This is a genomic window from Pedobacter sp. BAL39 (genome assembly GCF_000170795.1).
Lineage (GTDB): Bacteria > Bacteroidota > Bacteroidia > Sphingobacteriales > Sphingobacteriaceae > Pedobacter.
Genome location: NZ_ABCM01000003.1, coordinates 236142 through 262013, shown reverse-complemented (window position 1 = coordinate 262013; position 25872 = coordinate 236142). Strand labels below are relative to the sequence as shown.

The window sequence follows — 25872 nt, the reverse complement described above, 5'->3', positions numbered from 1 at the left end:
ATCAATTATTCAGCTATTCAATTATTTATCTATTCAGTCGGGTTTTAAATGCTAATACCATCAGGTAAGAAGATCGGATAAGCAGCTTCCAAATCCTCCACAGACGGACAAAGTGCTTGCTGCAGCTGCACAATACTGTACAGGTCTCCTGTCGGAAAATCATCCAACTCACGGTGTTTACTCAACATGTGAATACCCTGCATCAACTGGATTAGGTCTTTCTGCAGATCGGCTACGTATTGGTGTTCGAAGCCTTCGTAGGTATCTACGGCAATGGTTACGGTGCTTTTTTTGATTTCAAACATACTTCAAGGGTTTTAAGGGTGAACAAAAAATTGGGCATAGCAATCCCTCTGGGACAAAATCCCGGGAGGTCATTATGGAATAAAATGTTAGGAAATTAAATGGCAGGATCAGCCAGGCGGATCAGGTTTGATCTGCAACACAAAAATGCCGGAACGGCAACATAATGGATGTTGGGAGATGATGGAAATAACAGATACTGGGTTCAGGGTTAAAGTAATCATTGCTTGTCAGTTTTTGAGGCGATAAAGCAATGATTCTAAAAGAGGGAAGCAAGAAATATGGTCGCTCCCCGCATGCAGAACACCCCCTCGGAGAGGTAAGAGCCGAAACCCTCTAGCAAGCCTACGGAGAACGCCCATATTTCTGCACAAATATACAGAAATCGGGCACTCTATCACCGTGCTTTGCTTGCTAAGATTTCCGAGGTCTGTCCTGCAAAGTATCGTTGATTTAAAATGCCAATTCAAATTAAATGGGTTATTCGTAACAGACATCTATCTGCCGTAATAACTTGACCACAATATCGACATTTAAGAAGCTACAGTGGTTAACTATTTTAAATTATTTTTAAATAAAAGTATTTTAAAAAGAAAAAACACTCACATTACATCTAAATAAAGCCAAAATTTCCTTTAAGCGACACAAACTAACAATTACCAACCAATATTGGCAATGGCGATAAAAACTGATTGACAGACAACCATCCACAGAGAAACCTGATCAGTTAGGTATAAAACTAAAAAGGGCTGCGTCAAAAGACAGCAGCCCCAACCTCCCTCCCAGGTTAAAAAATATGTTTTAGAAGACCGGCGCACGTTTGGACTTTTTATACAACCATATACCAAATGCAACAACTACAATACCAGCAATCAAACACCATTTCCAGGAAACGGTTTTTGTCTGGCTTTCAGTTTTTGAAGTCGCAACCGCAGTATGATTTTCATCCGATTTCACCTGCACATCACCATTCAACTTTTCCATACCTTTCATCAGTCCAGTACTCGTATTAACAGAAGAAACATTGCCTGTAATCATCACCTTTTCAGCCTCACCCGTAAATCCACCATCTTCAGTAAAGCTGAACGGGCCTTTAGGCCAGAGCATCACCTGATACTGGCGGCTTCCTGAGTCCCTGACCAAAGTGAAGTAACTCATCTCTTTCAGCCCTTCCCAACTTGAAGTCAGCTGAGTTGATTTTGAAGCTTTATCATCATTTTTATTGAGGCTTCGTTGCAGAGCAACATCCTTAAACATGTTGCAGCCAATGACTACGAATATGATCCAGTTCATCAGGCAGATCCATTTGATAAAAACTCTCATTGCCCTACCTCCTTTCCATTAGTAACCCAATCGGCATATTTCGCTATCGTTCTGATATGTCTACGCTTCAGATATACACCATTCCCCTCCCTGCTACCATCCACATTCGTGTTGCCTTCCGATCCTAGAATCCAATCGCCATCCCGACTAACGACGATTCCCACATGAGCTATCCTTTTCAATTCAGGAAAGTAAATACCAAAAACGTCTGCCGATAAAGGCATCTTCACAAGTCTGGATGCTGGCAGTAAATCCGGCGACCATGCCGATCTGGGTTTAACATAACCACCTTGTCCATAAATCCAGCTGATATAAGCAGCACACCAGGGTTCGCCACCCGTAAGCGATACATAAGCCAGGTATTCTTCTACCCGCTTACCACGATTCGTATTTCCTATCTCACGTACGCCAGTCTCCCGTTGTGCCAATTGCACAATATTGCTTCTCTTAAGATCGTTTTGATCCCTTAACAAATGGCTAGAAGGCTGAACAGGGCTGCCAACAGCAGCAATGCAAAAGAGGCTAAGTAAAACATGTATTGCTCCCATATAGAAAGTAAATTAAATTTTGAAACCATAGTGCCGATAGAAGGTAATGTAGTTGCCAGAAGAAAACGCTGCAGCAGCCACCAGCATAAGCCAATCAGCAGCAAGAATGTCATGATACTCAACAGGATCAGCAGCCATATACTTTGATCCACTGTACCGGTACTAGAGTCCATTTCCCGAAGGTAACCTGGAGCTGAAAACCAAAGCAACAGCATCAGCAAAAACAAAATCAGAGGCTCAGTACGTTTAAACAGGACAGGAAAATTTGGCGCAGGGGATTCCTCCAACCCTAATTTCTTAGTGTTCATAGTTTAAGATATTAAGTGAATAATTGATTTAGAGATTAACCCGGCAGCACCTCATAAATACTGCCGGGAAATCATTACTACGCTGTGGTAGTGGTAATTGTACCAAGGTAGACGGTCGGTGAGAACAAGGTTCCATCTTCAGAGACGAAGAATGCCCATCCATGCAATGGACCATCGGAGTACACACGCGGTGAAGCGATAGTGATCGTTCCTGAATTCCTGGTAGCCTCAACCCCAGTTCCTACAAACTCATCGTGCAGCTCACTGTAAAAAATCACCTGCAACAGATCGGTGTCAGAACTAGGTTTTCTCAAACCCTCACCAGGCTCCCAGGTGAGCAAGATTCTGTGCATTGGTGCAGTTTCCAGCTCGGCATTAAACAAAGGACTCAGTTTTTTATAAGTACTCTTTTCCGTCAAAGAAACCTGTGCGTAATCCATTTTGAAATTAGGATATACACCCGTTACCGCATTTTTCAGATGATACTGAGATGCTGCGTTCAGCGGCGTAGCGCCAGTGGTGTGATTTTGATAGCCGATCATGATGAATTCAGAAAGGCGGCCCACAAAGCCGGTTACCAATGTCCACTTCAGCTGCTGCGTCAATTGTTTCAGCGAAGAGGGTTTATTAGACGGGGTCGGTAAACCTTTCATTACCGCTGTACCCCTGAACATGGCTCCAATTACCGCTCCGACTTTGCCGGAGAATCGGCCAAGGATTCCTCCATTGTATTTTCCCATAATTAATTTATTTAGTGAAACATTCTGTTATTTCGAGTTTTCCACCTCCGGATGTTTCGAACTCGTTGAACGAATGTAGACACGGGAAATATAACTTCCTAATAGACAGGACCTAATTGCAGTGCTTTGCAGGAGTACTGCAGTATTTTGCAGAGCTGAAGGCGATATATTATTAAATTTTGCTACCTGCCATAGTTGAAAATCCAACTTGAACGTTGTTTCCACATCTTATTTTCCACGCTATAACAAATCAAACCTAACCACATGATTTGATAAATAAATTAATATGCCAAATCCAGACGATTTTTTACGTGTTTACTTTCCTCGCGTCTTAATTCTTCATTGGTATTGATCTCGTGTTCTTTCTCCTTCTGAATCACCTTAAACCAACTGATTGCAGGAAACATTCCATTCGAATGTAATTCCAGTCTAATCACAAATTCATCCTTAGGTTTGCGATGGTCATTGATGTACTGACTCAAAACTGCCGGGGTTACATCTACTTCATTGGCAAATTCTTTATCTTTCTTTTCCTGCCTGCTTACATATTCATTCAGAAAATAGCCAAAGCTTAGCTTTTCCTCGTATTGATCACTACCAATATAATCCTCTAACTGATATTTTAATTGCAACAGCTCGTCAAACATCTGCTGCACCGATGAGCGACTTTCAAAACGTTTGCGTCTGGCCTCCCAAAAACCCTCCTCTTCGTTCTTTTCCTTAGTGGTTACCATTTCATCAGAGGGAAAAACAAAAGCATCCGCAAGTTCTTCTCTGCTGAACCGGGAAAAATCTGTTCCCTGGACTTCTTTCTTCCTTTTATTGGTTTTCATAATACTCCTTAATTAGTTTTAATGAATTTTGTCCCTCCGTTATTAAGAACAATTTTGTTGATTCAAAACCGTATTTAGCGATGTAGTGTTGCTCCAACGTGGTCTTAGGTTTCAAACACACAAAGCCTCCAAATCCGGCTTTAAAAGCTTCCCTGCATGCAAATGCGATCATTTTACCTGCAATCCGTCTATATTTCTGACCTTTAACAACGTTATCTTTAGACGAGGCAAGTAACCGGATCTCTATAGCATAATCATCTGGTCTTTCCCTCAATGACAATAAACCAATTGGCTCTTCGATATCATCAATCACCAGTTTATATACCTTAAACGTCTTTTCTTCAATCCAATTGAAATCAAATCGCTGGCTCCTATCAATCTTCGCAATTTCCAAAGAGTGAACTTGAATAACCTTCGCCAAATGCTTCTCGCCAGTTTCAGTATTTACCACATACATAACTATCAAATATGCCAAAAGTTTACATAAAAAGTAAACTTTTGGCATATTTGATTTTAAAAAGTAATGCGACTGGAATGGTCACGTATTCCACGTAATTAATTCATGTCAAAAAGCTAAATCTACCTATTTACGGTTTCTGGATCACTTCCACCTTTCCTGTTAATGAGCGCTAAAATTTGCGACTTCAGGAAATAATTGTTCGCTCCGATTTTTTTCACTGTAATCAAATGTTTATCTATCCAATAGTACAATGTTCTTTCCGAACGTTGAAGTAGATGAAGTGCTTCCTGGGTGTTGAGATAGATCTCTTCAGGTTCAGCATTATGTCTCTGAATGAATCCACTGACTTCTAAGGTATGGTTTGCCAGGGCAAGCTTAATCGCTTCCAGCATTTCCAGAATTTTTTGTTGATGCATAATTATTTTAATTAAGGAATTAATGGTCCGGTATAAACACTATTCGAAACCTGCTTTCTATCATCAGAGATGAAAGCAATGTAGGTTTCCAACCGGGTAAAGGTTAAATAATTTGGTATATCTATGCTGGCTGTCTTTGTTTCCCTGCTTGATCCGGCCGTAATAAACACTGCATCCGGTATTTCAGGCAAGTAGACCAGCATCATGACCTGGTCGGACCAATGCTGCCTCCTCGCTCTCGAATCATAATCCCACTCAAAGACAACCTTTCGATTGGACAGCGTTGCCCTTGGGTTAAGCGGAGGACTCAAATCTCCTTTGGATACCAGCACGTTAGGAAAGTCCATACCAATATCAGGATAAATTCCAGTTACCGCATTCTTCCGATTATAGGCAAAAGAAACATTTTGAGGATTTCGGCGATGCAATCTGGCCTCAATTTCAAACCCTACACAAATAAATGGATATATGATATTAAGGAACGACTGAACCACTTTCATACCCATTTGGGCCACAATTTCATTTTTGGTAAAAGGCGCTTTCCTTACCCCAATACTCCTCATCACATCCTCGCCATAGAGCGGATACGTTACGGTTCGACCGACCTTTCCGGACATTTTACCTCCGCGGTTTTTTTTTGAACTAGCCATAGATTTATTATTTAGTGATAACTGATTAATTCATTTGTAAAATCACCCCCTCCGGCTCGTAGTGCTATTATTTAGCTAGGGCCACGCTTCGGACAAGGAACCAGATTAACCGGGCCTAATCGAGGCGTAAACCGGGGGTCTACCCGGGGTCCACCCGGTCAAGACCGGGCCTCAGACCTGCATTTTACCCTGTCAAGGCCGGGTAGACCCCCAGTTTACCCCAGGTAGACCCCCTGTTAATCTTAAAGCGTCTCCGGACGGTCTCCCTCTCCGCTCAAGATCTTAGCACCCTCTGCTGATCTCCTTAAATATCGCCTTCACCGCCCCCCAGTCTTTGATCATCAAGCTTATGCTGATCACCTGAATTGGTTCGTTAAACTTCAAGTTTAGATTCGACCTTTTGTTAAACACGGGGCTTTGGCAAACTGAAGTTAAAATGCCGGGATCAATCGGCGTTTTAAAGGTGATGGTTGCAAATTGTCCAAGCTCCGGAACAGTGAGCTCTGCCATGGAACCCAGGTATTTCTCAAAAGCCACTTTCAAATGTTTTTGATTGCCGTTACGCGTTTGTTGAATATGCCGTATTTCCTTCTCCAACTGCTCCATTGCATGTTTGAAGAAAGACCTTCGCTCAGAGTAGTCATCCCAATCGTCCATCATTGGCTCAGCTTCCTCTCTTAATATTCTAACCAGCTTGGATGGACCACAAACCAGCCCGAAATTATAGTACTCATGAATAAATTGACGAAGACACACATAGACAACCCGGTCGGTATCTATTGCAGGATTGAGATGGTGACCATGATAATACAATGGGTCATCATCTAAAAAAATAACCCAGAACTTGTAGACTGATGATAAGGCAAGTATCTCCTGATAACAACTTTCTGTGAGTTGGCTTGGGAAAGGCCCGTCATCATGATGTTTCACAATTACAGCTTTAATTTCAGATTGTTCACAGCATTTCTTCAGATGGTCTACACGCATTCCCTCCCTACTACCACCAGTAAATATTGGTATCCGAAGATGCTCACTCAATAAATTAGTGATCTTAGTATCGCTGGAGGATACGATGCCGACCTGATCGCCTGGTTTGGTAACATATTTCAGTACCTTCATTAAGGTTACAGATTCTGGCAAAATACACAGCTGACTAGAACGCTGAATGTATTTATGTCCTTTTAAATATCCTGATGCATATTGAAAGATGAAGTCCGAAAAAGAGATTTCCCGATCTGCCTTTGACTTCGGCAACTGTTCATTGACCACCGCAGCATAAGCATCATGCCTTAAACGCCTCACTTTACGACCCAATACCAAGGTGTTCAATGTCAATTTCTGATCATCACGATACTCAGATCGTTCATTGATGGGTAGTAGCTCTTCTTCACACTCTACCGGATCCGGCTCCTCAACCTTAGCCATTACTTCATTTATAAAATATCCAACGGAAGGAATACTGTATAAAAGCCCCAGCTTTACCAGTGAGAGGTATGATCGAGAGACGACACCTCTGTCAACACCTAAATATTTAGCCATTTTCAGAATTGACGGCAATTGCAGATCATCGGGAAAATTGCCTCTTTTGACTTCAGATCGGATTTTGACGACGATTTGCTGAGTTATGGTAAGCTTACATTTATTAGATCGATTGATCCGCCAGTTGATATTCCAGTTAAGTTTATCTTTTGATTTTATTGTCATTTTATGCTGAGCGCTGTAAGTCATACAACCAAAGCTATAAATACAAGCAATAAATTCATATTTAATTTACCCAACACATAAATTTTTATATTTCTGTCACATTTACAATCTCATATATCAAAAAAAAGCACCCAAAAAAAATAAATTGAGATATAAAGTATTAACTAACATTATTTAATAAGATACTGTCAATCAATTATTTTCGGATCGCCTGCTAAATCTATCCAGAAAACCCAACACTATTGACCAGGACGTCTTCAAACGATGCTAATATTAAGACATTTTTAACATTAAGGTTAAGTTAATTAAAAATCAGAGTGTAAAATATGAAGTAAAAATTCTAACCTGATAGAAGACATTGCCCAGAACCTCTTAAACTTCCAGGTTCTGAATACACCGAAATCGAAATTGAGGCCATAAGGCCATTGCAAAGCAACTTCAACAACCCATTGGAACAGTGAAAACCAGAATAAGAATTGGAATCATTCAGCTTCGGAAACACCTGGCCCGAGATCTCGCCTTTTATCATAACCGAAGAATGGCTTGATGTAGATCTAAGCTTTACACACCAGTCTCAGCGTTTTTATGCTTTGGACATGATTATGCAGGAAATGAAAACTGAATACATACTCGTCAATTTGATTCCGTTCCAGGAAACGAAGCAGAATTACTTTGAGTTTACTTAGCAGCCCATTGGCATAATCATTCAGTTTTCCGGTGATGAATTTCTGTTTGTAAGGCTTTGGAAGCATATCCAGATTAACGAACACGTATAATCCGCTTCCCTCGCTCCTGATCAATAAACTATGATGTTCTACTTTATTTCGCAGATGGGGATTTGTAAAAACAAAATTCGTAAAAGCCCGGTTCAATTCTTCGGCTTGAGCTGCAGAAAGGATCATATCATTTTTCATTGACTCAAAATTACTAATAATATTAGTAATTTTGAGTCAATGTCCATTCTATTGTTTTCAACTTTAGAGTTAAATAAGCTTAATGATATTTATTGTGTGAGATGAAATTGCATGCCAACACACTAAAAAATTCTCTTTTCTTATTCACAGGTCTTTTAAAGTCCTAATTCTCTGCGTTCAAACTGAAAATAACTTTACCAGCAAAGCTTAGTGCCGTTTCAACTAAATTTAATGAAGAGATACAACCGCTCCCCCTGCATCCTTACCTCTAGAGTTAACCTTAACAAACAGCGCGATAGTTAACCCTGCAAACATCATGGAGACGCCTGCTGTGACGAATACGCCAAAGATGGAGGTATAACTAAATAGTAATCCGCCCATAGCAGCCCCCGCTGCGATGGCTCCTTGTACCGATGCGACAACCATTCCTCCAGCACTTTCTGCCTGATCTGGCACAGCAGTGGACACCCATGTCGACCATGCAACTGGTACACCGCCAAAAGCCATTCCCCAGACTGCAATTAGCAATGCATGTCCAGGTACAGAAGGTGGCAACAATACCAAGAGCAAGGCTACAACTCCAACCAGAATTGGCATAAGTATTAAAGTACCTCGCAGACTGTATTCCAGAAGCCGTCCTGCTAGAAGCGTACCGGCAAAGTTAGCTGCTCCAAAGCCAAGCAACATCATCGCTATTCCATCTGCGTTAATTCCTATAGTGCTCTCTAAGAAAGGGCGGATATAAGTAAAGAGCGCATAGTGGCCCATATGCGCCAGTACGCATCCTAACATTCCAACCAGTATACCCGGACGCAGCAGTACTTTAAGCACTGTTGAAGATTTAGCCGCCTGTTGAGAAGGCAGGTTAGGCAAAGTGAACCACTGAAAAACCAGCGTCACAATGCCAATCGCCGCGGCTGCATAGAAGGCACTGCGCCACCCGAACAATCCTCCCAAATAGCTCCCCAGAGGCACAGAAATCACGGTTCCGACTGCTATGCCACTAAAAATTATCGATAAAGCGCGGGGAACAAGTTTGACAGGTACAAGACGCATTGCTACTGCTGCTGCCATTGCCCAAAAGCCCCCAAGGGCAATCCCTAGCAAAGTACGCATCAATAGCAGCACGATTATACTTGATGAAAAAGCAACAAAAAGATTAGATGCGATCATCAGAACAGAGAAACTGAGCAATACAGATCTTCTATCTAGAGTCCGTGTCAGTCCGGGTAGCAACAATCCGGAACATAACGCAGCTATTGCTGTCACTGTTACCGTTTGCCCCGCTACTGCTTCCGAAAGCCCTAATTCTGAAGCCATCGGTGTCAGCAGACTGCCGGGCAGGTACTCAGCAGTGAGTAGTCCAAAGACACCCATCGTTAGCGAGAAAACCGCCGTCCATGCGGGTGATGTTGGTTGAGTATGATCCTCCTTAAAGAGATTGTCATTTGATGGTTGAGCAACGTTACTATTTTTTTCGCATAAATTTTCACTTCCCATAAGATCATTATTTTTACGTGCAAAACTCCATCTTATGGCTGGTTTATAATTATGCCAATCAAACATATGATTATTAAATGGACGTAAGGCGGGACGTGATGGAAAATCTACGGCTTGGCAGTCGCCTCTCTACTTACCTGGTGAGGCCTTATACATAAAGCCTAGAATATTCATTTGGACAAAAAAGCGATCCTCGCCTGCTTAATGACTCCATGAGATGAAACCGGACTTTACAAAAGTAAGCCGGAGATAGTTAGGTATTTTCTTTGATCATGTCGAAATAGGTGTACAACTGGCCTTCCTATACTGTAAAGGAGTCATGTTTGTCTGCTTCTTAAAAAAAATGATAAAATTGGCCGAGTATTCAAAGCCCAGGCTATATGCAATTTCTGCAATATCCCAATTACTGAACTGTAACAACGCTTTGGCCTCGTTAGCAATTCTTTTGCCGATCCATTCCGTAGTAGTTTTGCCTGTGCTTTCTTTCAAAACCCTGTTCAGTGTATTGGTATGTACGTTGAGCTGCGAAGCGAATTCTTTAGCTGTTTTGAGTTTCAAAGTTTGATTAGGGGAATCAATAGGAAACTGTAATTCTAAAAGTTCCAGGAACATGGTAGTGATACGCTCAGCTGAATTAACCGGCTGATAAAAGGTATCAGCAGGTTGTATTTTCATTGCTTCATGCATGATGATTTGCACATAGGCTCTTAATAATTCATATTTATTTGCGTATCCCGAACGGATTTCAAGGAACATGTTTTCAAAAACACCCTTCAACAACTCAATGCTCTCGTTTGTAGGAAAAAACAAATGATTGCCTCCTATCTTAAATAAAGGTGAATGTGAAAGGCTTTCACTTTTAAGGCTTTGATTGATGAAATCCTCAGTAAACAGACAAAAATAGCCACCTCTATCAGTCGAAGTCGGCTCCCACGAATAGGGAATCAAAGGATTAAAAAAGGTAATTGATGGCTTATCAATCTTAATCACTTTATCAGCATAGCTTAATATTCCAGTACCTTTTGTGATCATGGATATTTTGTAATAATCCCTGCGGTTGGGCGGCAAAGATGTACTATCACAAGAAAATTCTTCTCTGTTATATACATTGAACTGGCCATTTTTAAGGTGCGACCATCCATGCCGGTTATGAAAATCAGTTATACTCTCCTTTTTATTCATTCAGCAAAATTATGAAATTAAAACATTTATAAACTTTTGATCATTTGCTATTCGTGCTGATGACTTTGAAAAATTACCTGGGTTAAGAAACTTCTCTGAGTCGTCGTAGATTACTTCAGAATGAATCAGTTACTTCAGCCCAACCAATTTTTTTTCCAGTTCATATTATTTTAATCTTATTATTTAACGTAAAGTATATTTTTACATTAGTCGTTGATATGAAGTAACAGAATTATGGAACATCGTGTTTCGGACAACCACGAACGCATGCTTGGTTATTTTGCATAAATTTGGCTTAGATTTTCAATAATGCATGGCAAAAAAAAACACACAAGTTTATATTCCCTGGCTTGATAAAATCAGCGACTTTTTCGATACTTTCAGGATCGGGAAGGCGGAGAATAATTTTTTCACCATTATGCGGATGGAAGATCAGGCAAAAGGTAAGTTGTTGTACATGCCACTCTTCCGTGGAAATTTTTTCCGGCTCGTCATCTGTAAAACACCAGGACTTAGGTTCCTGCTGCCCGACGAAACCGTTAGTACATCCTCAAACAGTATCTATTTTGCTTATCCGGGAAAAATAGAAAGCTGGCAACGTGTGGAAACCATATATGGTTACCTTATTTGTTTTACACCGAACTTTGTGGGAATAGATCCCCTGAAACCCACGTTTGAAAAAGACTTTCCCTTTTTCATGAACGGGGCCAATTCAATTTTGAGACTATCGCAGGATGATATGGATACGATAGGACATCTAGCCGAAACGCTGCTCAGTGAAATGAAATCGGTTCATACCGATAACTTTGAAATGATACAATCTTTGTTAAAGATGCTGCTTATTCATGTCCGTCGCCAGTACTATAAAGATAAAGAAGCAAAAACAGATTTTCAGTTAAGGCAGGCCTCCCTTATGATCAGGTTCAGGAAAGTTTTGAATACCTATGCTATCGATGCCCAGGTAAAATGGAAAGGAAAGCCAACCGTCAGAAACATTGCAGATGAACTGAACCTGACACCCAGTCATTTGAACTTCCTGGTCAAAAAATATACAGGGCACACCGCTTTATACCATATCAGTGAACAGATATTACTGGAAGCAAAAAGCTTGTTGACACATACGGATCTGCAGGTGTCTGAAATAGCCGACCTGCTGCAATTCAACGAAGCCGCTTATTTCAACCGGTTTTTCAAGAAAATGACCGGCATAACACCCACAGCCTACCGTGACGATGCACTCCAACTCATGCGGCGGCCCCTCGACAGCTGAAATCGATAAAAAGTCCAATCATTACCCGAATAGGTGTAAGCCGTACTCTTTTCACCTTCCCGACATTTGTTCCCTATAAAAAACAAAAGAATGAACGGATTAAATAAAAACGGGGGAACAGCTACACCATCATCAATGCTCCCAGTCTATATGTTATCACTGGCGACTTTCATTGTCATGTTCCAGGGCTTCATGGTCGCACCACTGCTTCCTACGTTTTCCGAACAGTTTGGTACCACGGTCCGGCATGTTAGTTTTATCGAGCCTGCTTATTTGCTCGGGTATGGATTGTTCACATTGGTGTATGCACCGCTTAGTGACCGCATTGGCCGCTTCCGGATTGTAGCTTTTTGCCTCATTATGTTTTCGTTATTTACACTGTTGACGGCTTTTGTAGACGGAATCAATCAAATGATTTTTTTAAGATTATTGACAGGCATTGGTGCTGCAGGTATTGCCCCTACAACAATTAGCTGGATCAGTGATACCTATCCTTACGAGAAGCGGGGTCACGCCCTGGGGATCTTCTTTGGAAGCATGGCAGGTGGTACCGCCTTCGGGGCTAGCACCGGTTCACTAATTACCGCGCTCATAGGCTGGCACTGGCTTTTTATAGGGGTCGCCATTATTGGGATAGTCGTATTTACCCTGATCTTGATACAGCAAAAAAACATCTTTGGAAAAACACAAACAATGACAGAAACAAAGGAGAAAATTCTGGTGTCTTTTCATAAGATATTATCAACAGGAAGGGCAAGACGCACCTATTTCTATGTATTGTTCAACGGCATGTTCCATAGCGGCATTTTTGCCTGGCTGGGTTATTTCTTCTATAAAAATTACGGGTTGAACCAGCTTCATATCGGCCTTGCTTTGTTAGGTTATGGTATTCCCGGGCTATTGTTTGGCCCATTGTTGGGCAGGCTCGCAGACCGGTACGGAAGAAACAAGATCATCCCCTTAGGGCTATTCCTGAGTGCAGTTACCGTACTACTGTTAAGCCAGAGTTTGAGCCTTGCCATTTCCTGCGTACTGGTGGCCTTGCTTTCCTTGGGATTTGATCTATCCCACCCCTTGTTTGCAGCTATTGTCACCACATTCAGTTCCAAAAAAGGCGCTGCTACGGGACTTTTCGCTTTTTTCCTCTTCTCAGGATACGGCCTTGGAAGCCTCGTGCTAAGCCTGATCGTTAATATCGGTCTGGACAGGGCATTCCAGCTATTCGGCATTGGCATTCTGGTCGCTGCAGTTTGCTCGATATTTGTTTTCAGCAAAGAGAAGTGATCATAAAAAATAAGATAACGCAATTAAACCGATAAAGTAGCCATAATTCTGTTCATCCTCGTATTCAAGAACCTTCCTTTTCAATCCCGTTACAGCAACCAAATAATTACCCGCGTCAAGCCTATATTTCTGTCCCGTATATTCAAATTCTTCTTTCCCCTCTGCCCCAGACTCAGTAAGGTATCCGGTATAATCTGCTGTAGTGCAGAAATTCCCGGGGTTCCAATTATGGAACTGCACAAGAGAAATGAACCATAATGAATTGCTGTTATCAATCTTCAAATTAAATTCACCCTCTTGTAAAACCAGCTCCCATCTATCATTAAGACTATCTAGAGCAACCTCCGTACTGACAAAAATTGAGTAAGTGTAGGCGGGAATCTGGTTAACTGGTATCAATATTCCCTCCTGTATCGCTTCATTAAGATCTTCCTTTCTCTTATTAAAGTGCGCGAGTATTTTTTTGCTCTTTATACTTTTAGATTTTAAAAACAACTCCAGGACAGTTGGAGAAAGTAAGAAAAAACCATAATCATCTGCCGATATTTTACGTTCTACTTCCATTTTGTTATGGTTTGATCACTGGTTTTTTATTACGCTGAAGTTACAGATGAGATGTTGAATTGCAGATGCTGTTCAAATGATACACGACTACAATTGCAGATCATATTTCATCATCAATCACAATCCCATATCGTGATTATGCTGTCTGAGTGGAGACTTTTGAAAACATAAAATAAAGTACTGTATTGGTTACTTTCTTCATAGTGCTGAATCGATTGCTCCGGCACAGCATCCGTCCATAAACCATCATAATAGGACTCTGGCTCATAGAAAGAGTTTTTAAAGAATTCTTCTACTGTAATATCCTTTGCTAAGCTCTTATATAAGGGTTTGGAACCATAACCTATAAATTTACAATAGTCACCATCCGCACAAGGCCAGCTCCAATCTTGCCATGTAATTAAATGCGGGGTTGTCTTCTCCAATTCAAAGCTTTTTTGTCCGGCAATCTGATGAATTTCCTCATCTGTCAAATTGGGATGTAGCTCCCGCAATTGTCCCTTTAAATTTTTGAGGTCACCATCACAAGTAAATGAATCCAGGTCATTTAACTTTCCACTGCCTAAACATTCCGGACAAATAGACCTTAATTTCTGAGTACCAAAAAACGATTCTCCGTTAAAACAAATTTTACGCTGCCTGCAAATATCACAAGTAACTTCTGTTTCCCTACACCCGACATAAAGTTCCGGACTTTCAAAATATTTAAATTTCATAATTATCTGATCTTTTAATTACACTTAACATAAATTTAACACAACCAAACATGCCGCCATACGATATATTTGGGGGCAGGAATTCATTCACATTCTTCAGTAAGATTTGTTCCGTCATCTAATCTGATCCACCAATGCCCATCACCCAAAACAAGCGTAGCAGGCCTTGTTATATCCTAGAAGTACTGTATGTCCATAGCCACAAACACCTGTAAACATCCTCCCCAGAAAGTGTTACAGGCAAAATCAATACCGAATCTTGATGCAGGTTGATCAGATATTATACCATTAATGGGTAATAAGAAATACCCCATGCAATATCACTGAGCTTTTTCGGATAATCATTCCCGTCTTCTCCAACAAAATTACGGATCGCAAGAACTCCCAATGAATACGTTTTATATGCCTCTTCGTCTGAGCACACGATCTGTTGTTCGACAACTCGTTTTTTTATATCCATCAATTGCATATATATACTTTCATTCAGTTTAATTTCGGGGTTTGCCTCAATTTCATACTGAACCTGTACCAAAGCTTCATTCAATATTTTTTTAAAATATTCCTTAGTCATTATCTTAGATAGCCTTACGTACATATATTACTGTTTTGTTTGGGAATGTTTGTTTAGAAATCCCCAAATACATAAGGATTATCCATAACCCAATTTCTACAATTAACATGCCGACCATGCCGTCTTAGAAGATCCCAGTTAACAGCAACCGGACAAATACAGATGAATTTTGGTTTGTAATTTCACATACCTTAACCAGAATGGCACATCACAAAAAGACAAGTGATTCCGGTTGATACCATTAAAATTGATATCTTGCCGATAGACAATGTATCAATTTTCATGAAAATCATTTCAGTCAGAGCGCATCCGGAATATAAAGACCGGGCCATCAAATACATACAAGATTGCTGGCCGGAAATTTCGCCTGTGATCTATGACGATTGTATAACCCATTGTATTGAAGCAACACAAGCGCTACCTCAATGGTACCTCCTTGAACTGAATGAAGAATTGATCGGATGTGCCGGACTGATCACCAATGATTTCATCAGCAGAATGGATTTGTATCCCTGGATATGCGCAATCTTTATAGATGAGAAACATCGGGGAAATGGTTACAGCTTATCACTCATTGAACAAGCGAAACAAGATACCAAGACAGCCGGGTTTAAGCACTTGAATTTATGTACCGATCATATCGGGTTTTATGAAAAATTTGGCTTTACTTATATCGGACAAGGTTATCATCCATGGGAGGAGGAATCCCGGATTTATCAGATCGAAGTTTGACTAAATAGAAATTACTCGTTACTCGCTCCGCGTTTCCATTTTCTTAACCTTATCCGGGCATTCTTGTATGGAGAAGAACTATTGAATTGTATCAACCTGCCTATCGTCCATTTGTCCAGAAATGGCCTTCCATACAACTCATGATCGTCTAGAGCTTCGACCAGATGCAAAAGCTTAGCGACAGTATCGTCAAGTTTCAACAGCAGAACATCGTAATCCAGAACCTGATAATCCTTATAAAACTTTTGAGCCAACCGTCCCAACTCATTCCATTTGTAGCCAGTCTCAGGAAAATCACAAGGCATGTCCTGAGATCTCAGATCCCACCATCTCAGGACCAGCTCCCCCCAGCCAACCAGGTAAGATACCAAATTATGTACGCTCATCACCGTCCCTTTGCCATGGCCCTCTAGATCTAAGCGCAGCGACTGATTGGGAGTGATCAATGATAACTCTGATTTCAGTAAGAAGTAAGTCCTGTTGATTTCCGCTAATAATGCTTCCTTTGTTCCTGGTATCCCCATTGAATTAAGTATTGCTCAGACAAACTTACACAATCGTACCCATCTAGTGTTTATAACTCTGCGAAGAGAAGAACTTTTACGGGTTGTCTATTTCTAAATAGCACCAGAAAAATCATTTGATTATTGGACGCAAAAAAATTTTGCCATTCATGGTCGTCCAACTGAAATAATTGTATGGCCATTCTTTTGTTTTATTACCAACAATTTTAGTTAGTTGTTGATCATCTATTGGTTCAGTATAGACTTCACGGCTCGGATAATGGTATTGGTATAACAAATGACTAGTTGTAAAAACGACAGTCCGCCTATCTGGTGACAAGGCTGCAAATTCCCCCCGGATCCTGTCTTGTCCCGGACGGGTTATTTCGTAAGCTTTACCAGTTCTTTGGTCGAAAATATAGTCATTATCTACCATTAATAAATCAGGTCCAATCTTTAACATTTCACGGTATTCCCATGTTCCGTCTCCCTCTATCACCGTAGGCCTGTCTATACTATAGACCTTTAAGCCCGTTTGCTGAGCGGTGAACACATAAAATCTGGTTCCTAGATTATATGGACCGGAAATGCGCGCAATAAAACTTGTCTTTGCTGGATTTAGATAGGTGACATCGTCGAAGTTATATTGGGAACGCTCCTGAGCAGGATAGGCTGATGATTGGGAATCATTGGGAGGTGCCACTTGCGGATTTATCCGGATAACGGAATCCTTGTATAGCACTTCATTCCACGCTACGAACTGCTTAGATCCGAATAGCCCTCCTATCCACTTTTGTTTCCCGCTTTTGATATGCCGCTGTGAAAATATCGGTTTCTGACCAGCTGGAAGATCATTTAAATTAACCGTTATATTAAAAAGCTCGGCTTTATATACTTTTTCATCCTTACAAGATGACAGCATAATCAAGCATAAACTGATGATAAGCTTACTGTGGAAATTAATACTGGTCATAATTTTACTAAGGTAACCATAGCACATGGCAATAATATTTTTCTCACGTTGCAGCTACTTTTAAGCTTGTCCATAAATGGTCATGAAGTCCATCACGCTCAAGCGCGCCAATTCAGTTGAATCAATACTTGAAGCTTTATCAATACCAAAAATTACTGGATATCGTGCCATCATACAGAATTGAACAAGTGTTCTGGCAGCTCTGCCTGCATCAGCCGAAGGTAATTTCCCAACGCTCATTTGTGTCGCTAAAAACTCTTCAAGTAACTCTTCAGTAGCTTTAGGGGCGCGCTCATAAAACAACCTTCCCACTTCAGGGAAACGCGCACTCTCACCAACAGCAAGCCGATGCAAATCAATCGATTCTCTCGAGCAAATTTCATCAATATAGTGCTTCGCAAAGTCTCTAAGAGATTGCTCTAAAGGTTTGTCCGATTTTAAGTGTGGTGCTAATTTTCCGCGAAAAGATGCCGTAGCATGCTCGATATATGCTGCAAAAAGAACTTCTTTATTAGGGAAGTAGCGCCATAAGGTTTCTTTTGAGCCACCGTAAGCTGAAGCAATTGCAGACATCGTAGTAGCACCATAACCATAGTCAAGGAATTGTTTTCCAGCTATTTCTATGATCATTTTACGACGGGCTTCTTGTTGCAATTCTTTTGACATATTTTTTATTTGTTTTCCACCGTACTATATAGTACGTTTGTTAAACCGTACCATGTGGTACGGTTTAACAATTTAATTATGAGTTTTACAACAAAGATACAATCCTACGATGGCGTAGGCAAGTTCAACGTCTATGTAGCCGAGCCCGATGGTAGACCTCGGGGCGCGATTATCGTTATCCAGGAAATTTTCGGGGTAGATACTGACATTCGCTGGCGCTGCGATCTTTTAGCCCAGAGCGGTTATTTGGCTATTGCACCCGATCTTTTCTGGCGTCTGGATCCAGGCATGGAATTAGATCCTGACATAACCTCAACCATGAAACGTTCTGTGGATGTGGTGATTCGCTTCAATACAGATAAGGGGGTACATGATGTTCAGACCACAATTAACAAAGCCCGTGAGATTGTTGGCAGTAAGGCGAAAATTGGCCTGATCGGATATTGTCTTGGTGGGCGAATGGCCGCATTTGCTTCAGCCCGTACGGATATCGATGCAGCAGTTTCCTATTATGGTGTACAAATAGAGCGCATGTTGAATGAGAAAGATGCCATCAGAAACCCACTCATGTTACATATGCCTGAGTTTGATGAACACGTTGGCAAGGAAATCCAAGACCAGATTCATGCTGCATTCGATGGCAACGAGCAAATTACAATCTACGACTATCCAGGACAACATCATGGATTCGCATGTGCTCTGGGCAAACGCAGATCGGAAGCCACGGCAAAATTAGCAGACGAACGTACCGCTCAATTTTTAGCGGAGCACATTGGTTGAGGTACGCAAAAACAAACTTATCTAAAAAGGAACAATGAAAATAATAGCTTTAGAAGAACATTTTGTACCTCCCCAGGTGCGCCAAGCCTGGGAGGCAACTGTTATCATACAAGACTTTACAGTCTCGATGAATGGTGATCAATATGCAAGACAATTGGAAGATCTGGAAGATATTCGCATTCAGGCAATGAATGATGCCGGCATTGACGTTCAGGTGTTGTCCCTGCCCTCACCTGGCGTTCAGAATTTTAAACCAGCAGATTCAATAGCAGTTGCGAGAGATTTTAACGATATCCTCACTGGCGTAATTGCAAACCGTCCAGACCGCTTCGATGGGTTTGCTACCCTTCCTGTTCCCTCACCAATTGAAGCTGCAAAAGAGTTACAACGTGCTGTGCAGGATCTTGGACTCAAAGGTGCGCTTTTAAATGGACGTGTCCATGAGCGTAATATGGATCATCGTGATTTTAATCCAATCTATGAGGCTGCAGAGGCACTACACGTACCGCTTTATATCCATCCCCAGCTCCCTCCATCGGGAGTACGCGATGCTTATTATTCTGGTATAGGTCAGATTGCCGATATCATGCTTTCCATGGGTGCCATTGGCTGGCATTACGAGACTGGCATACAGCTCCTGCGTATGGTACTTACGGGAGTATTTGACCGTTACCCCAAACTTCAAGTAATTGTAGGTCATTGGGGGGAAGTAGTCCTATTCTATCTGGATCGCATTGCACAACTAAACCATGCGGGCCTCAAACTGGAACGGCCCATCGCTGACTACTTCAAACAAAACGTCTACTACACCCCAAGCGGTATTTTCAGTCAGCACTACTTTTCCCGAACCATCGAGATTGTTGGAGTCGAACGAATGATGTTTTCCCAGGATTGGCCTTACCAGAGCTGCGGCGAAAAGGGCGCTCGTACATTTTTAGAACAAGCCTCAATATCTCAAGCTGAGCAGCAAGCTATAGCACATGGAAATTGGGAGCGGCTTGTTAGTGGCATTTGGCGTAACACAGCTACTGAGACAGGAGGTTCAGCAAGCTATGACTAGCACAGAAGAACGGCTGAAAGCATTAGAAGATGAGCATCAAATCCGTGCGCTGGCGAATTCCTTTGCCGACATCTGTATGTCTGGGAATGCGCAATATTTTGAAGCATTGTGGATAGAAGCTGGCACCTGGACCTTAGCCGAACCTCTTAATATCGAAAGTAGAGGTCATCACAATATTGCAAAGCTATTCCTTAAGCTGGCAACAGGAAAACGTTTTTTTTGTCAGAAGCTTCATTCAGGTATCATTACGATCTCGGGAGATCAGGCAACTGCACGCTGGATTTTATCGGAAAACGCAGCCAATCACGACGGATCTTCATATCAAAGCACGGCAATATATGACGATCACCTTGTTTTCGAAGGCGGAAGGTGGCTATTTGAGGCACGCCACTGCAAATTTCTCGACATATCCCATACTGGAAATAACTCTTAGTGAACCCGGCAGCTAGTAACTGCACACGAAATCATGTGCAGTTACTATTTCCATTAGAAAGGACTTTTTACATCTATAAAGAAATTGTAAGTCGACATTTTATGAGTAGTTGTCCACTACACAGATTTTATAATTAAAGCAATAAACACACAATATGAAAGAATGGAATGACTTTTATTTAGCCACAGCAGCGGCAGCAGCAACTTTGACAGGACTGATCTTTGTTGGAATTTCTATCAACCTCACACATATATTATCATTCCCACTACTGGTAATTAAAGCTTCAGTGGCTTTCTAAATCGGAACTTACTTTTAAGCGTCTCTATAAAATAGATCACATACTCGAAATTGATTTTATGGAACTCCTTAAGAAAATATAACACCTGATGACGCACACAAACACACTAACTTCAAATTCCGAAACGAATGGATCATTCCTGGCGAAATCTCCTATTAGAGTTTTTGAACACAAAAAAAGTGGATTCGGACACGTATGAGGAAATCGATTGACTGAACTTTGTGAAATAGTTAAATGAAATATCAATATGAAAATAGTTGTAACAGGTTCATTAGGAAATATCAGCAGGCCACTTGTCGTGCAACTAATTGAACAAGGACATCAAGTTACCGTAATCAGCAGTTCGGTCGCACGCAAAGCAGAAATAGAGCAGTTAGGAGCACGGGCTGCTATCGGCGAAATAGAGGACCGCAGTTTTCTGACCAAAACATTCCAAGGACATGATGCTGCCTACTGTATGATCCCACCCTTTAACTTTTTCGGGAATCAAACTCTTGATTATCAGAAACAAGCATTGGATATCAGTACGAATTATATTCAGGCAATTCAAAATGCGGGCATAAAAAAGGTAGTACATCTGAGCAGTGTCGGTGCCGAAAAGCCTGCTGGGGCAGGGGTTTTGATTTTCCACCATATTGCAGAAAGTGTTTTTAAACAACTTCCTCCGGAGGTAGCCGTTACCCACCTTCGTCCGGGATCTTTCAATTATAATTTGTATGCCTTTATGGATATGATCAAGGGCAAAGGATTTTTAGAAAGTATTATCGGGAAATTACTCTACCTTAAGCATTACGGTTTCAAAGGTCTGTTAAAAGGATATTCTGGAATTATATTGTCAAATTATGGAGCAACTGACAAAATCGCCTGGGTATCGCCTGTAGATATAGCATGTGCCATTGCAGAGGAACTTGTCAGCCAACAAGAAGGAAAGATAGTACGGTATGTCGCCAGTGAAGAACTCACATGCCAGGAAATAGCATTTATTTTGGGCAACGCTATCGGAAAGCCATACTTAAAATGGGTGCTTATCAGTGACAAGCAAATGAGCGATGCGTTTAAAAAAATAGGGGCATCAGAAAAAATCGCCAACGAATTTACTGAGATGAATGCGGCAATGCATAATGGTAGTCTGTTTGAGGATTACTTCAAAAACAGACCATCCATTTTGGGCAAAATAAAAATGAATGATTTTGCGAAAGAATTCACCCAAAAATACAATGAGCAATGAAAAATCTATTTCTAACAATTTTACTTTTAAATTTTTATACAATGTTATTTTCACAATCAAAACCCGATGATATTGTAGGTGTATGGTATAGTCCTGTAAAAGAGGGCAATGTGCAGATATTCAAAAGTGGTAAAAAATATTTGGGCAAACTGACCTATTTAAAACATTCAGTCGATAATCATGGAAAACCCATTTTAGACGTTAATAATCCTGACAAAGAAAAACGGAAAATGCCGTTGGTAGGAATTCTTTTGTTGACAGAAATTACATTTGACAATAAAAAGAACAGCTGGAAGGGAAAGCTTTATGATTATGATGGGGCAAAAGGGAATACCTATGATTCTTATCTTACCATTACCAAAAACGGCAACCTCAATATCAAAGGCTTCTGGGGACTTTCTTTTTTCGGATTAAATCCCGGACTCACTTTGGAAAAAGTTGATGTGGAATAATCTTATATTTAGATCTTGTAAATTACCCGTAATGAATCGGCAGCAGCCCTACAGAATAAAAACAATAAAGGAATACCACAAAATACTAGGTATCGGCAATCCGGAACATCCTATGATTAGTGTGGTAAACCTAGCCGAAATAACACCTTACAGAAGTGACGAAACGATCAGGGTAGTCTTTGATTTTTATATGATTTCCCTCAAAAGGGTGGAGGCCGGAGATGTACAGTACGGCTATGGGCAGCAAAAGTATGATTTCGATGATGGCATATTATTCTTTATATCCCCTAATCAAGTATTTTCGTTTAAAGCGAATGATGACTTCAAGAGCACAGGAACTATGTTGCTCATTCATCCGGACTTCCTGTGGGGAAATCCGTTAGCCAAAACCATCAGAAAATATGAGTTTTTCAACTATGCAATAAATGAAGCTCTTTTTGTTTCTGAAAAAGAACAAATTGTCCTAAAAAGTTTTGTCAAAAATATTGAGCAGGAATATCATGCACATATCGATAAATTCAGTGAGTCTATCATGATCTCTCAAATTGAATCATTCCTCAACTATTCAAATCGGTTTTATATGCGTCAGTTTCTTACCCGTAAAATATCCGGAAGTCAAATTCTGGATAAACTGGAAAAAATTCTTGACGACTATTTTAATGATGGAAATATGATCGATAAAGGATTGCCGACCGTACAGTATATTGCCGGACTTCTCAATTGTTCTCCCAACTATCTGAGTGGAATTTTGAAAACGCATACCGGTCAAAATACCCAGCAACACATTCACGAAAAGCTCATTGAAAAAGCAAAAGAAAAACTTTCGACGACTACGCTTACCATAGGCGAAATTGCTTTTGAACTGGGATTCGAGTACCCCCAGTCGTTTAGCAAATTATTTAAAAGCAAGACCGATCTTACTCCCGTTGAGTTCAGGGCCTCCTTCAATTAAATTTAATGATCAATCGCTTTATGTTCGATTTTTTAGCATTATTAAAATCAAGAAATACGTGCTTATTTTATTTTGGACTGCCATGTGTGTTCGGTGCAGGTGAAAGATCATATTAGCATAGCTAGATCCGAATTTATAGATGACCAATTTTTTCCAAAAACTTCCCCTGCTCCAGGATTGTTACTGCTCTGGAAAACCACTTCAGCTTTGAAAAACGCCAGATTTAACACACTTATCAAATCCGCTATAACCATGCTATTCATCATAGCGGGAAGCTTCAAGTTCCACAGCGATATTTTTGAACCTGCGAGATTACGTTTAATTTCAGAATCGGTGCTGCCGCTCTCCGAAATCGTACTCAGCATATGGTGGCTTTTTCTGCTGCTAATTGTTTATGATATCCTCTTTAAAAAAAAACTCAGTCTGTTTGTCGCACCAGGCATCTATTTTTTCACCTTCTTCACCGCAAACGATGCACTCTGGGCATCCCAGTTGGTATGGAACAAAAACTACCTGCTGATCGCCTCCTGCTTGGTAATATACCTGGCGGCGATATTTTGGGTTGTATACATAACCGATCGGAACTTCACCTGGCTTTTTAAGAACAAGAAAAACCCAAATCCCAGGAATGCCGCCTATGAGTGGAAGGCTTTGAACGGATGGAACAAAGCATGGCTACTGATTGGAATAGTTGGCTTATCCTTAATAACTATGTACGTGCCCTACCAGGTATTGGTGTGTACTGGTTACGTGATGGCAAAGGATAACCAGACCATAACAGCTAAGGTAACAGGCAGTGGCAGTATTCGAGGTAAATATTTCTACCACCGCTATTGGAAAATCGAATTAGACAGATCCAAAGAAAAATTCTGGGTCTATGCCGCTGCAAAAACGCAGCCAGTGGAGTCACATACCTGCTCAACCTCTCCCGATCCGCCAGCAGGTTCAACTCTTGTGCTTCAGGTTCGCAAGGGGCCTTTCGGCATTAGTTATGACCGGATATTGAAGATTACGGACGAAACCGGTAACGTAAGTTGCGAATAAAACTCCGCTAAGCTCACACATATATTATATACTGTTCGTGCATTCCAAAGTCCAGCGGCAAGCTGACAGTGTCTACCATCGGATCTTCGATTTTGTTAATATCAAAACCCCCTGAATATTTGAGAGGACTATAAACTATTAAGCAGTAAAAAACACAGAATAAAATACTTATTATCAGGTAGTTAAAGATATAAACTCATACTATCTAAGTATGTTAAAATTGGCAGCAGATTTTTTGACTGTACCCCCTTCGGCTCCAGATCGTTTATTATTAGCAACAAACTAAATCCCAGAAGGCCCAAAATTAATCTTAATCATCTATAATATATGATTATATTGGCTATATGAAACGCCTCAAACCCATTTTTATCTTCTACTGTGTTCCCATACCATGCATCTATAAATTTAGATCAAACATGTTTGTCAAATAAACTGACTTACCATTTACTCAGATCAACTTACTTATGAAAAAACTTCCTTTAATCATAATGTTAATTTTAACCTCTACATCATCAATCTTTGCCCAAGGGGAAACGAAAGCTAAATTTTCGAATACGCGGAACATGAATTATATGGTGGCTGAGTTACAAAGTCAAATTAGTGAGAAATACTTCGATATAGCCAAAGGAAAAATTTTAATTGCTAAACTTGATGAGATGTTGACGAAGCATTTATTGGATACCTCTTCTCTCAAAAATGCGGCTGCTGAAATTACTAAGATGTTAAGGGCTGAAACTAATGACAAACATTTTGATTTATTGGTTCTCGACAATAAAGAACAAGCTCAACGGAAAAAGGATGAAGCGGGAAACGTGGGTGCGGGAATTAGTGAGATTAAAATATTAAATAAACATATAGGTTATTTAAAGTGGGATTTATGTGTTGACGGTGAAAATGCTACGAATAGGATTAGGGGAGCACTTAACTATCTGGAGGGATGCTCTGCATTAATAATAGACATAACGGAAAATCCTGGTGGTGGTTCACAAAGCGGTGCATATCTTAACTCCATTCTTTATGCATCTAATGATTATCAAAAACTTTTACTAAAAAAATGCAGGACTGAATCAGATTGGCAACCCAGTGAACCAATCTATAACAATAGTGATTTTAAGAGTTTTCATAACGTGCCGCTATACATCCTTACATCACCTCAAACTGCCTCTGCCGCTGAATATTTCGCATTGACTATAAAAGAAACTAAACGCGGGAAGGTATTGGGACAAACCAGTGCTGGAGCTGGAAATCCCGGGCGCTGGAGTATTTTTGGTTTAAGCGAATCTGACAAAAGTTTTTACATGTTCATCCCAACCTGTCAAATAAAGACAAAGGATGGTCTTTCCATAGAGGGTATTGGAGTAAAACCAAACATTGAGCTGACATCTAAAGATAGAATAGCTGAAACAGTGAAATATATTCTGTCTGAAAGTGACCTATATGAAAACCACAAACATCTTTAATAAGA

At 40.6% G+C, this 25872-nt stretch carries 31 protein-coding genes; 12 read left to right on the top strand and 19 right to left on the bottom strand.

Annotated features, from left to right (window positions below; all coding sequences use genetic code 11):
- Positions 1 to 44: 44 nt before the first annotated feature.
- The 13 genes from PBAL39_RS05630 to PBAL39_RS05570 form a co-directional block, all read right to left on the bottom strand.
- Entirely contained in the window at positions 45 to 305 is a 261-nt protein-coding gene (locus PBAL39_RS05630; RefSeq protein WP_008239219.1) for a hypothetical protein, read from the bottom strand.
- 799 nt (positions 306 to 1104) lie between these two features.
- Entirely contained in the window at positions 1105 to 1596 is a 492-nt protein-coding gene (locus tag PBAL39_RS05625) for a hypothetical protein (protein ID WP_232282902.1), read from the bottom strand.
- 26 nt (positions 1597 to 1622) lie between these two features.
- Positions 1623 to 2099, bottom strand: coding sequence for a peptidoglycan-binding protein (locus tag PBAL39_RS05620; protein WP_008239217.1), 477 nt, complete (start codon positions 2097 to 2099; stop codon positions 1623 to 1625).
- Positions 2093 to 2482 (bottom strand): hypothetical protein, encoded by a 390-nt coding sequence (locus PBAL39_RS05615; protein ID WP_008239216.1) that lies wholly within the window; start codon positions 2480 to 2482, stop codon positions 2093 to 2095. The genes PBAL39_RS05620 and PBAL39_RS05615 overlap by 7 nt, the downstream gene beginning before the upstream one ends.
- 77 nt (positions 2483 to 2559) lie before the next feature.
- The gene (locus tag PBAL39_RS24545; RefSeq protein WP_008239215.1) at positions 2560 to 3222 is read right to left on the bottom strand and encodes a DUF6266 family protein; all 663 of its coding nucleotides are present in this window, start codon (positions 3220 to 3222) and stop codon (positions 2560 to 2562) included.
- A 281-nt stretch (positions 3223 to 3503) separates the two neighbouring features.
- Positions 3504 to 4055, bottom strand: a complete 552-nt coding sequence (locus PBAL39_RS05605; RefSeq protein WP_008239214.1) for a helix-turn-helix transcriptional regulator — start codon at positions 4053 to 4055, stop codon at positions 3504 to 3506.
- The gene (locus PBAL39_RS05600) at positions 4042 to 4560 is read right to left on the bottom strand and encodes a hypothetical protein (RefSeq protein ID WP_008239213.1); all 519 of its coding nucleotides are present in this window, start codon (positions 4558 to 4560) and stop codon (positions 4042 to 4044) included. Before PBAL39_RS05600 ends, PBAL39_RS05605 begins: the two co-directional genes overlap by 14 nt.
- Positions 4561 to 4634: 74 nt before the next feature.
- Positions 4635 to 4931, bottom strand: a complete 297-nt coding sequence (locus tag PBAL39_RS05595; protein WP_008239205.1) for a helix-turn-helix domain-containing protein — start codon at positions 4929 to 4931, stop codon at positions 4635 to 4637.
- A gap of 11 nt (positions 4932 to 4942) precedes the next feature.
- Positions 4943 to 5581 carry a DUF6266 family protein gene (locus tag PBAL39_RS05590; RefSeq protein WP_008239204.1) on the bottom strand — a complete coding sequence of 213 codons (639 nt, stop codon included), beginning with the start codon at positions 5579 to 5581 and terminating at the stop codon, positions 4943 to 4945.
- 282 nt (positions 5582 to 5863) lie between these two features.
- Positions 5864 to 7309: a GntR family transcriptional regulator gene (locus PBAL39_RS05585; protein ID WP_008239202.1), complete on the bottom strand. Its 1446-nt coding sequence runs from the start codon at positions 7307 to 7309 to the stop codon at positions 5864 to 5866.
- Between the two features lie 530 nt (positions 7310 to 7839).
- Positions 7840 to 8199: a hypothetical protein gene (locus PBAL39_RS05580; protein ID WP_008239200.1), complete on the bottom strand. Its 360-nt coding sequence runs from the start codon at positions 8197 to 8199 to the stop codon at positions 7840 to 7842.
- A gap of 228 nt (positions 8200 to 8427) precedes the next feature.
- Positions 8428 to 9765, bottom strand: coding sequence for an MFS transporter (locus PBAL39_RS05575; protein ID WP_008239198.1), 1338 nt, complete (start codon positions 9763 to 9765; stop codon positions 8428 to 8430).
- A 204-nt stretch (positions 9766 to 9969) separates the two neighbouring features.
- Entirely contained in the window at positions 9970 to 10881 is a 912-nt protein-coding gene (locus PBAL39_RS05570; RefSeq protein WP_008239196.1) for an AraC family transcriptional regulator, read from the bottom strand.
- 313 nt (positions 10882 to 11194) lie between these two features.
- Between PBAL39_RS05570 and PBAL39_RS05565 the strand changes: the two genes are divergently transcribed.
- Positions 11195 to 12151 (top strand): AraC family transcriptional regulator, encoded by a 957-nt coding sequence (locus PBAL39_RS05565; RefSeq protein WP_008239193.1) that lies wholly within the window; start codon positions 11195 to 11197, stop codon positions 12149 to 12151.
- 90 nt (positions 12152 to 12241) lie between these two features.
- Positions 12242 to 13435, top strand: a complete 1194-nt coding sequence (locus PBAL39_RS05560; RefSeq protein ID WP_050784314.1) for an MFS transporter — start codon at positions 12242 to 12244, stop codon at positions 13433 to 13435.
- On the opposite strand, the gene PBAL39_RS05555 is transcribed toward PBAL39_RS05560, so the two are convergent.
- The 3 genes from PBAL39_RS05555 to PBAL39_RS05545 all read right to left on the bottom strand — a co-directional run bounded on the left by PBAL39_RS05555 (position 13436) and on the right by PBAL39_RS05545 (position 15286).
- Positions 13436 to 13999: a hypothetical protein gene (locus tag PBAL39_RS05555; protein ID WP_008239190.1), complete on the bottom strand. Its 564-nt coding sequence runs from the start codon at positions 13997 to 13999 to the stop codon at positions 13436 to 13438. It abuts the gene before it with no gap.
- A 113-nt stretch (positions 14000 to 14112) separates the two neighbouring features.
- A complete protein-coding gene (locus PBAL39_RS05550) occupies positions 14113 to 14715 on the bottom strand; it encodes a CbrC family protein (protein ID WP_008239187.1) in 603 nt (200 codons plus the stop codon).
- Positions 14716 to 14995: 280 nt separating this feature from the next.
- Positions 14996 to 15286 (bottom strand): hypothetical protein, encoded by a 291-nt coding sequence (locus PBAL39_RS05545; RefSeq protein WP_157273911.1) that lies wholly within the window; start codon positions 15284 to 15286, stop codon positions 14996 to 14998.
- A gap of 282 nt (positions 15287 to 15568) precedes the next feature.
- Between PBAL39_RS05545 and PBAL39_RS05540 the strand changes: the two genes are divergently transcribed.
- Entirely contained in the window at positions 15569 to 16018 is a 450-nt protein-coding gene (locus tag PBAL39_RS05540) for a GNAT family N-acetyltransferase (RefSeq protein ID WP_039866116.1), read from the top strand.
- An 11-nt stretch (positions 16019 to 16029) separates the two neighbouring features.
- Here PBAL39_RS05540 and PBAL39_RS05535 read toward each other — a convergent pair whose 3' ends face one another.
- The 3 genes from PBAL39_RS05535 to PBAL39_RS05525 all read right to left on the bottom strand — a co-directional run bounded on the left by PBAL39_RS05535 (position 16030) and on the right by PBAL39_RS05525 (position 18160).
- On the bottom strand, positions 16030 to 16542 hold the full coding sequence (locus tag PBAL39_RS05535; protein ID WP_008239181.1) for a ClbS/DfsB family four-helix bundle protein: 513 nt from the start codon (positions 16540 to 16542) through the stop codon (positions 16030 to 16032).
- A 112-nt stretch (positions 16543 to 16654) separates the two neighbouring features.
- Positions 16655 to 17494 (bottom strand): hypothetical protein, encoded by an 840-nt coding sequence (locus tag PBAL39_RS05530; RefSeq protein WP_039866114.1) that lies wholly within the window; start codon positions 17492 to 17494, stop codon positions 16655 to 16657.
- Between the two features lie 60 nt (positions 17495 to 17554).
- On the bottom strand, positions 17555 to 18160 hold the full coding sequence (locus PBAL39_RS05525; RefSeq protein WP_008239177.1) for a TetR/AcrR family transcriptional regulator: 606 nt from the start codon (positions 18158 to 18160) through the stop codon (positions 17555 to 17557).
- 78 nt (positions 18161 to 18238) lie between these two features.
- Here PBAL39_RS05525 and PBAL39_RS05520 point away from each other — a divergent pair, with 78 nt between their 5' ends.
- The 9 genes from PBAL39_RS05520 (at position 18239) to PBAL39_RS05485 (ending at position 25867) form a co-directional block, all read left to right on the top strand.
- A complete protein-coding gene (locus PBAL39_RS05520; protein WP_008239174.1) occupies positions 18239 to 18940 on the top strand; it encodes a dienelactone hydrolase family protein in 702 nt (233 codons plus the stop codon).
- A gap of 34 nt (positions 18941 to 18974) precedes the next feature.
- Positions 18975 to 20000, top strand: a complete 1026-nt coding sequence (locus PBAL39_RS05515) for an amidohydrolase family protein (protein ID WP_008239173.1) — start codon at positions 18975 to 18977, stop codon at positions 19998 to 20000.
- Entirely contained in the window at positions 19993 to 20433 is a 441-nt protein-coding gene (locus PBAL39_RS05510; RefSeq protein WP_008239172.1) for a nuclear transport factor 2 family protein, read from the top strand. Before PBAL39_RS05515 ends, PBAL39_RS05510 begins: the two co-directional genes overlap by 8 nt.
- A 154-nt stretch (positions 20434 to 20587) precedes the next feature.
- On the top strand, positions 20588 to 20731 hold the full coding sequence (locus PBAL39_RS25240; RefSeq protein ID WP_008239170.1) for a hypothetical protein: 144 nt from the start codon (positions 20588 to 20590) through the stop codon (positions 20729 to 20731).
- Between the two features lie 247 nt (positions 20732 to 20978).
- Positions 20979 to 21959: an NAD(P)H-binding protein gene (locus PBAL39_RS05505; protein ID WP_008239169.1), complete on the top strand. Its 981-nt coding sequence runs from the start codon at positions 20979 to 20981 to the stop codon at positions 21957 to 21959.
- Complete coding sequence (locus PBAL39_RS05500; protein ID WP_050784313.1) at positions 21956 to 22411, top strand: DUF2147 domain-containing protein; 456 nt, start codon at positions 21956 to 21958, stop codon at positions 22409 to 22411. Before PBAL39_RS05505 ends, PBAL39_RS05500 begins: the two co-directional genes overlap by 4 nt.
- A gap of 31 nt (positions 22412 to 22442) precedes the next feature.
- The gene (locus tag PBAL39_RS05495; RefSeq protein ID WP_008239158.1) at positions 22443 to 23363 is read left to right on the top strand and encodes an AraC family transcriptional regulator; all 921 of its coding nucleotides are present in this window, start codon (positions 22443 to 22445) and stop codon (positions 23361 to 23363) included.
- A gap of 252 nt (positions 23364 to 23615) precedes the next feature.
- Complete coding sequence (locus tag PBAL39_RS05490) at positions 23616 to 24407, top strand: hypothetical protein (protein WP_008239154.1); 792 nt, start codon at positions 23616 to 23618, stop codon at positions 24405 to 24407.
- 464 nt (positions 24408 to 24871) lie between these two features.
- The gene (locus PBAL39_RS05485; RefSeq protein WP_083801702.1) at positions 24872 to 25867 is read left to right on the top strand and encodes a S41 family peptidase; all 996 of its coding nucleotides are present in this window, start codon (positions 24872 to 24874) and stop codon (positions 25865 to 25867) included.
- The last annotated feature ends 5 nt before the right edge of the window (positions 25868 to 25872 follow it).

What these genes read in the sequence shown, in the direction of transcription:
- PBAL39_RS05630 (WP_008239219.1), bottom strand. Translation starts at nt 305, where the DNA reads ATGTTTGAAATCAAAAAAAGCACCGTAACCATTGCCGTAGATACCTAC.
- PBAL39_RS05625 (WP_232282902.1), bottom strand. Translation starts at nt 1,596, where the DNA reads ATGAACTGGATCATATTCGTAGTCATTGGCTGCAACATGTTTAAGGAT.
- PBAL39_RS05615 (WP_008239216.1), bottom strand. Translation starts at nt 2,482, where the DNA reads ATGAACACTAAGAAATTAGGGTTGGAGGAATCCCCTGCGCCAAATTTT.
- PBAL39_RS24545 (WP_008239215.1), bottom strand. Translation starts at nt 3,222, where the DNA reads ATGGGAAAATACAATGGAGGAATCCTTGGCCGATTCTCCGGCAAAGTC.
- PBAL39_RS05605 (WP_008239214.1), bottom strand. Translation starts at nt 4,055, where the DNA reads ATGAAAACCAATAAAAGGAAGAAAGAAGTCCAGGGAACAGATTTTTCC.
- PBAL39_RS05600 (WP_008239213.1), bottom strand. Translation starts at nt 4,560, where the DNA reads ATGCCAAAAGTTTACTTTTTATGTAAACTTTTGGCATATTTGATAGTT.
- PBAL39_RS05595 (WP_008239205.1), bottom strand. Translation starts at nt 4,931, where the DNA reads ATGCATCAACAAAAAATTCTGGAAATGCTGGAAGCGATTAAGCTTGCC.
- PBAL39_RS05590 (WP_008239204.1), bottom strand. Translation starts at nt 5,581, where the DNA reads ATGGCTAGTTCAAAAAAAAACCGCGGAGGTAAAATGTCCGGAAAGGTC.
- PBAL39_RS05585 (WP_008239202.1), bottom strand. Translation starts at nt 7,309, where the DNA reads ATGACTTACAGCGCTCAGCATAAAATGACAATAAAATCAAAAGATAAA.
- PBAL39_RS05580 (WP_008239200.1), bottom strand. Translation starts at nt 8,199, where the DNA reads ATGAAAAATGATATGATCCTTTCTGCAGCTCAAGCCGAAGAATTGAAC.
- PBAL39_RS05575 (WP_008239198.1), bottom strand. Translation starts at nt 9,765, where the DNA reads ATGTTTGATTGGCATAATTATAAACCAGCCATAAGATGGAGTTTTGCA.
- PBAL39_RS05570 (WP_008239196.1), bottom strand. Translation starts at nt 10,881, where the DNA reads ATGAATAAAAAGGAGAGTATAACTGATTTTCATAACCGGCATGGATGG.
- PBAL39_RS05565 (WP_008239193.1), top strand. Translation starts at nt 11,195, where the DNA reads ATGGCAAAAAAAAACACACAAGTTTATATTCCCTGGCTTGATAAAATC.
- PBAL39_RS05560 (WP_050784314.1), top strand. Translation starts at nt 12,242, where the DNA reads ATGAACGGATTAAATAAAAACGGGGGAACAGCTACACCATCATCAATG.
- PBAL39_RS05555 (WP_008239190.1), bottom strand. Translation starts at nt 13,999, where the DNA reads ATGGAAGTAGAACGTAAAATATCGGCAGATGATTATGGTTTTTTCTTA.
- PBAL39_RS05550 (WP_008239187.1), bottom strand. Translation starts at nt 14,715, where the DNA reads ATGAAATTTAAATATTTTGAAAGTCCGGAACTTTATGTCGGGTGTAGG.
- PBAL39_RS05545 (WP_157273911.1), bottom strand. Translation starts at nt 15,286, where the DNA reads ATGACTAAGGAATATTTTAAAAAAATATTGAATGAAGCTTTGGTACAG.
- PBAL39_RS05540 (WP_039866116.1), top strand. Translation starts at nt 15,569, where the DNA reads ATGAAAATCATTTCAGTCAGAGCGCATCCGGAATATAAAGACCGGGCC.
- PBAL39_RS05535 (WP_008239181.1), bottom strand. Translation starts at nt 16,542, where the DNA reads ATGGGGATACCAGGAACAAAGGAAGCATTATTAGCGGAAATCAACAGG.
- PBAL39_RS05530 (WP_039866114.1), bottom strand. Translation starts at nt 17,494, where the DNA reads ATGACCAGTATTAATTTCCACAGTAAGCTTATCATCAGTTTATGCTTG.
- PBAL39_RS05525 (WP_008239177.1), bottom strand. Translation starts at nt 18,160, where the DNA reads ATGTCAAAAGAATTGCAACAAGAAGCCCGTCGTAAAATGATCATAGAA.
- PBAL39_RS05520 (WP_008239174.1), top strand. Translation starts at nt 18,239, where the DNA reads ATGAGTTTTACAACAAAGATACAATCCTACGATGGCGTAGGCAAGTTC.
- PBAL39_RS05515 (WP_008239173.1), top strand. Translation starts at nt 18,975, where the DNA reads ATGAAAATAATAGCTTTAGAAGAACATTTTGTACCTCCCCAGGTGCGC.
- PBAL39_RS05510 (WP_008239172.1), top strand. Translation starts at nt 19,993, where the DNA reads ATGACTAGCACAGAAGAACGGCTGAAAGCATTAGAAGATGAGCATCAA.
- PBAL39_RS25240 (WP_008239170.1), top strand. Translation starts at nt 20,588, where the DNA reads ATGAAAGAATGGAATGACTTTTATTTAGCCACAGCAGCGGCAGCAGCA.
- PBAL39_RS05505 (WP_008239169.1), top strand. Translation starts at nt 20,979, where the DNA reads ATGAAAATAGTTGTAACAGGTTCATTAGGAAATATCAGCAGGCCACTT.
- PBAL39_RS05500 (WP_050784313.1), top strand. Translation starts at nt 21,956, where the DNA reads ATGAAAAATCTATTTCTAACAATTTTACTTTTAAATTTTTATACAATG.
- PBAL39_RS05495 (WP_008239158.1), top strand. Translation starts at nt 22,443, where the DNA reads ATGAATCGGCAGCAGCCCTACAGAATAAAAACAATAAAGGAATACCAC.
- PBAL39_RS05490 (WP_008239154.1), top strand. Translation starts at nt 23,616, where the DNA reads ATGCTATTCATCATAGCGGGAAGCTTCAAGTTCCACAGCGATATTTTT.
- PBAL39_RS05485 (WP_083801702.1), top strand. Translation starts at nt 24,872, where the DNA reads ATGAAAAAACTTCCTTTAATCATAATGTTAATTTTAACCTCTACATCA.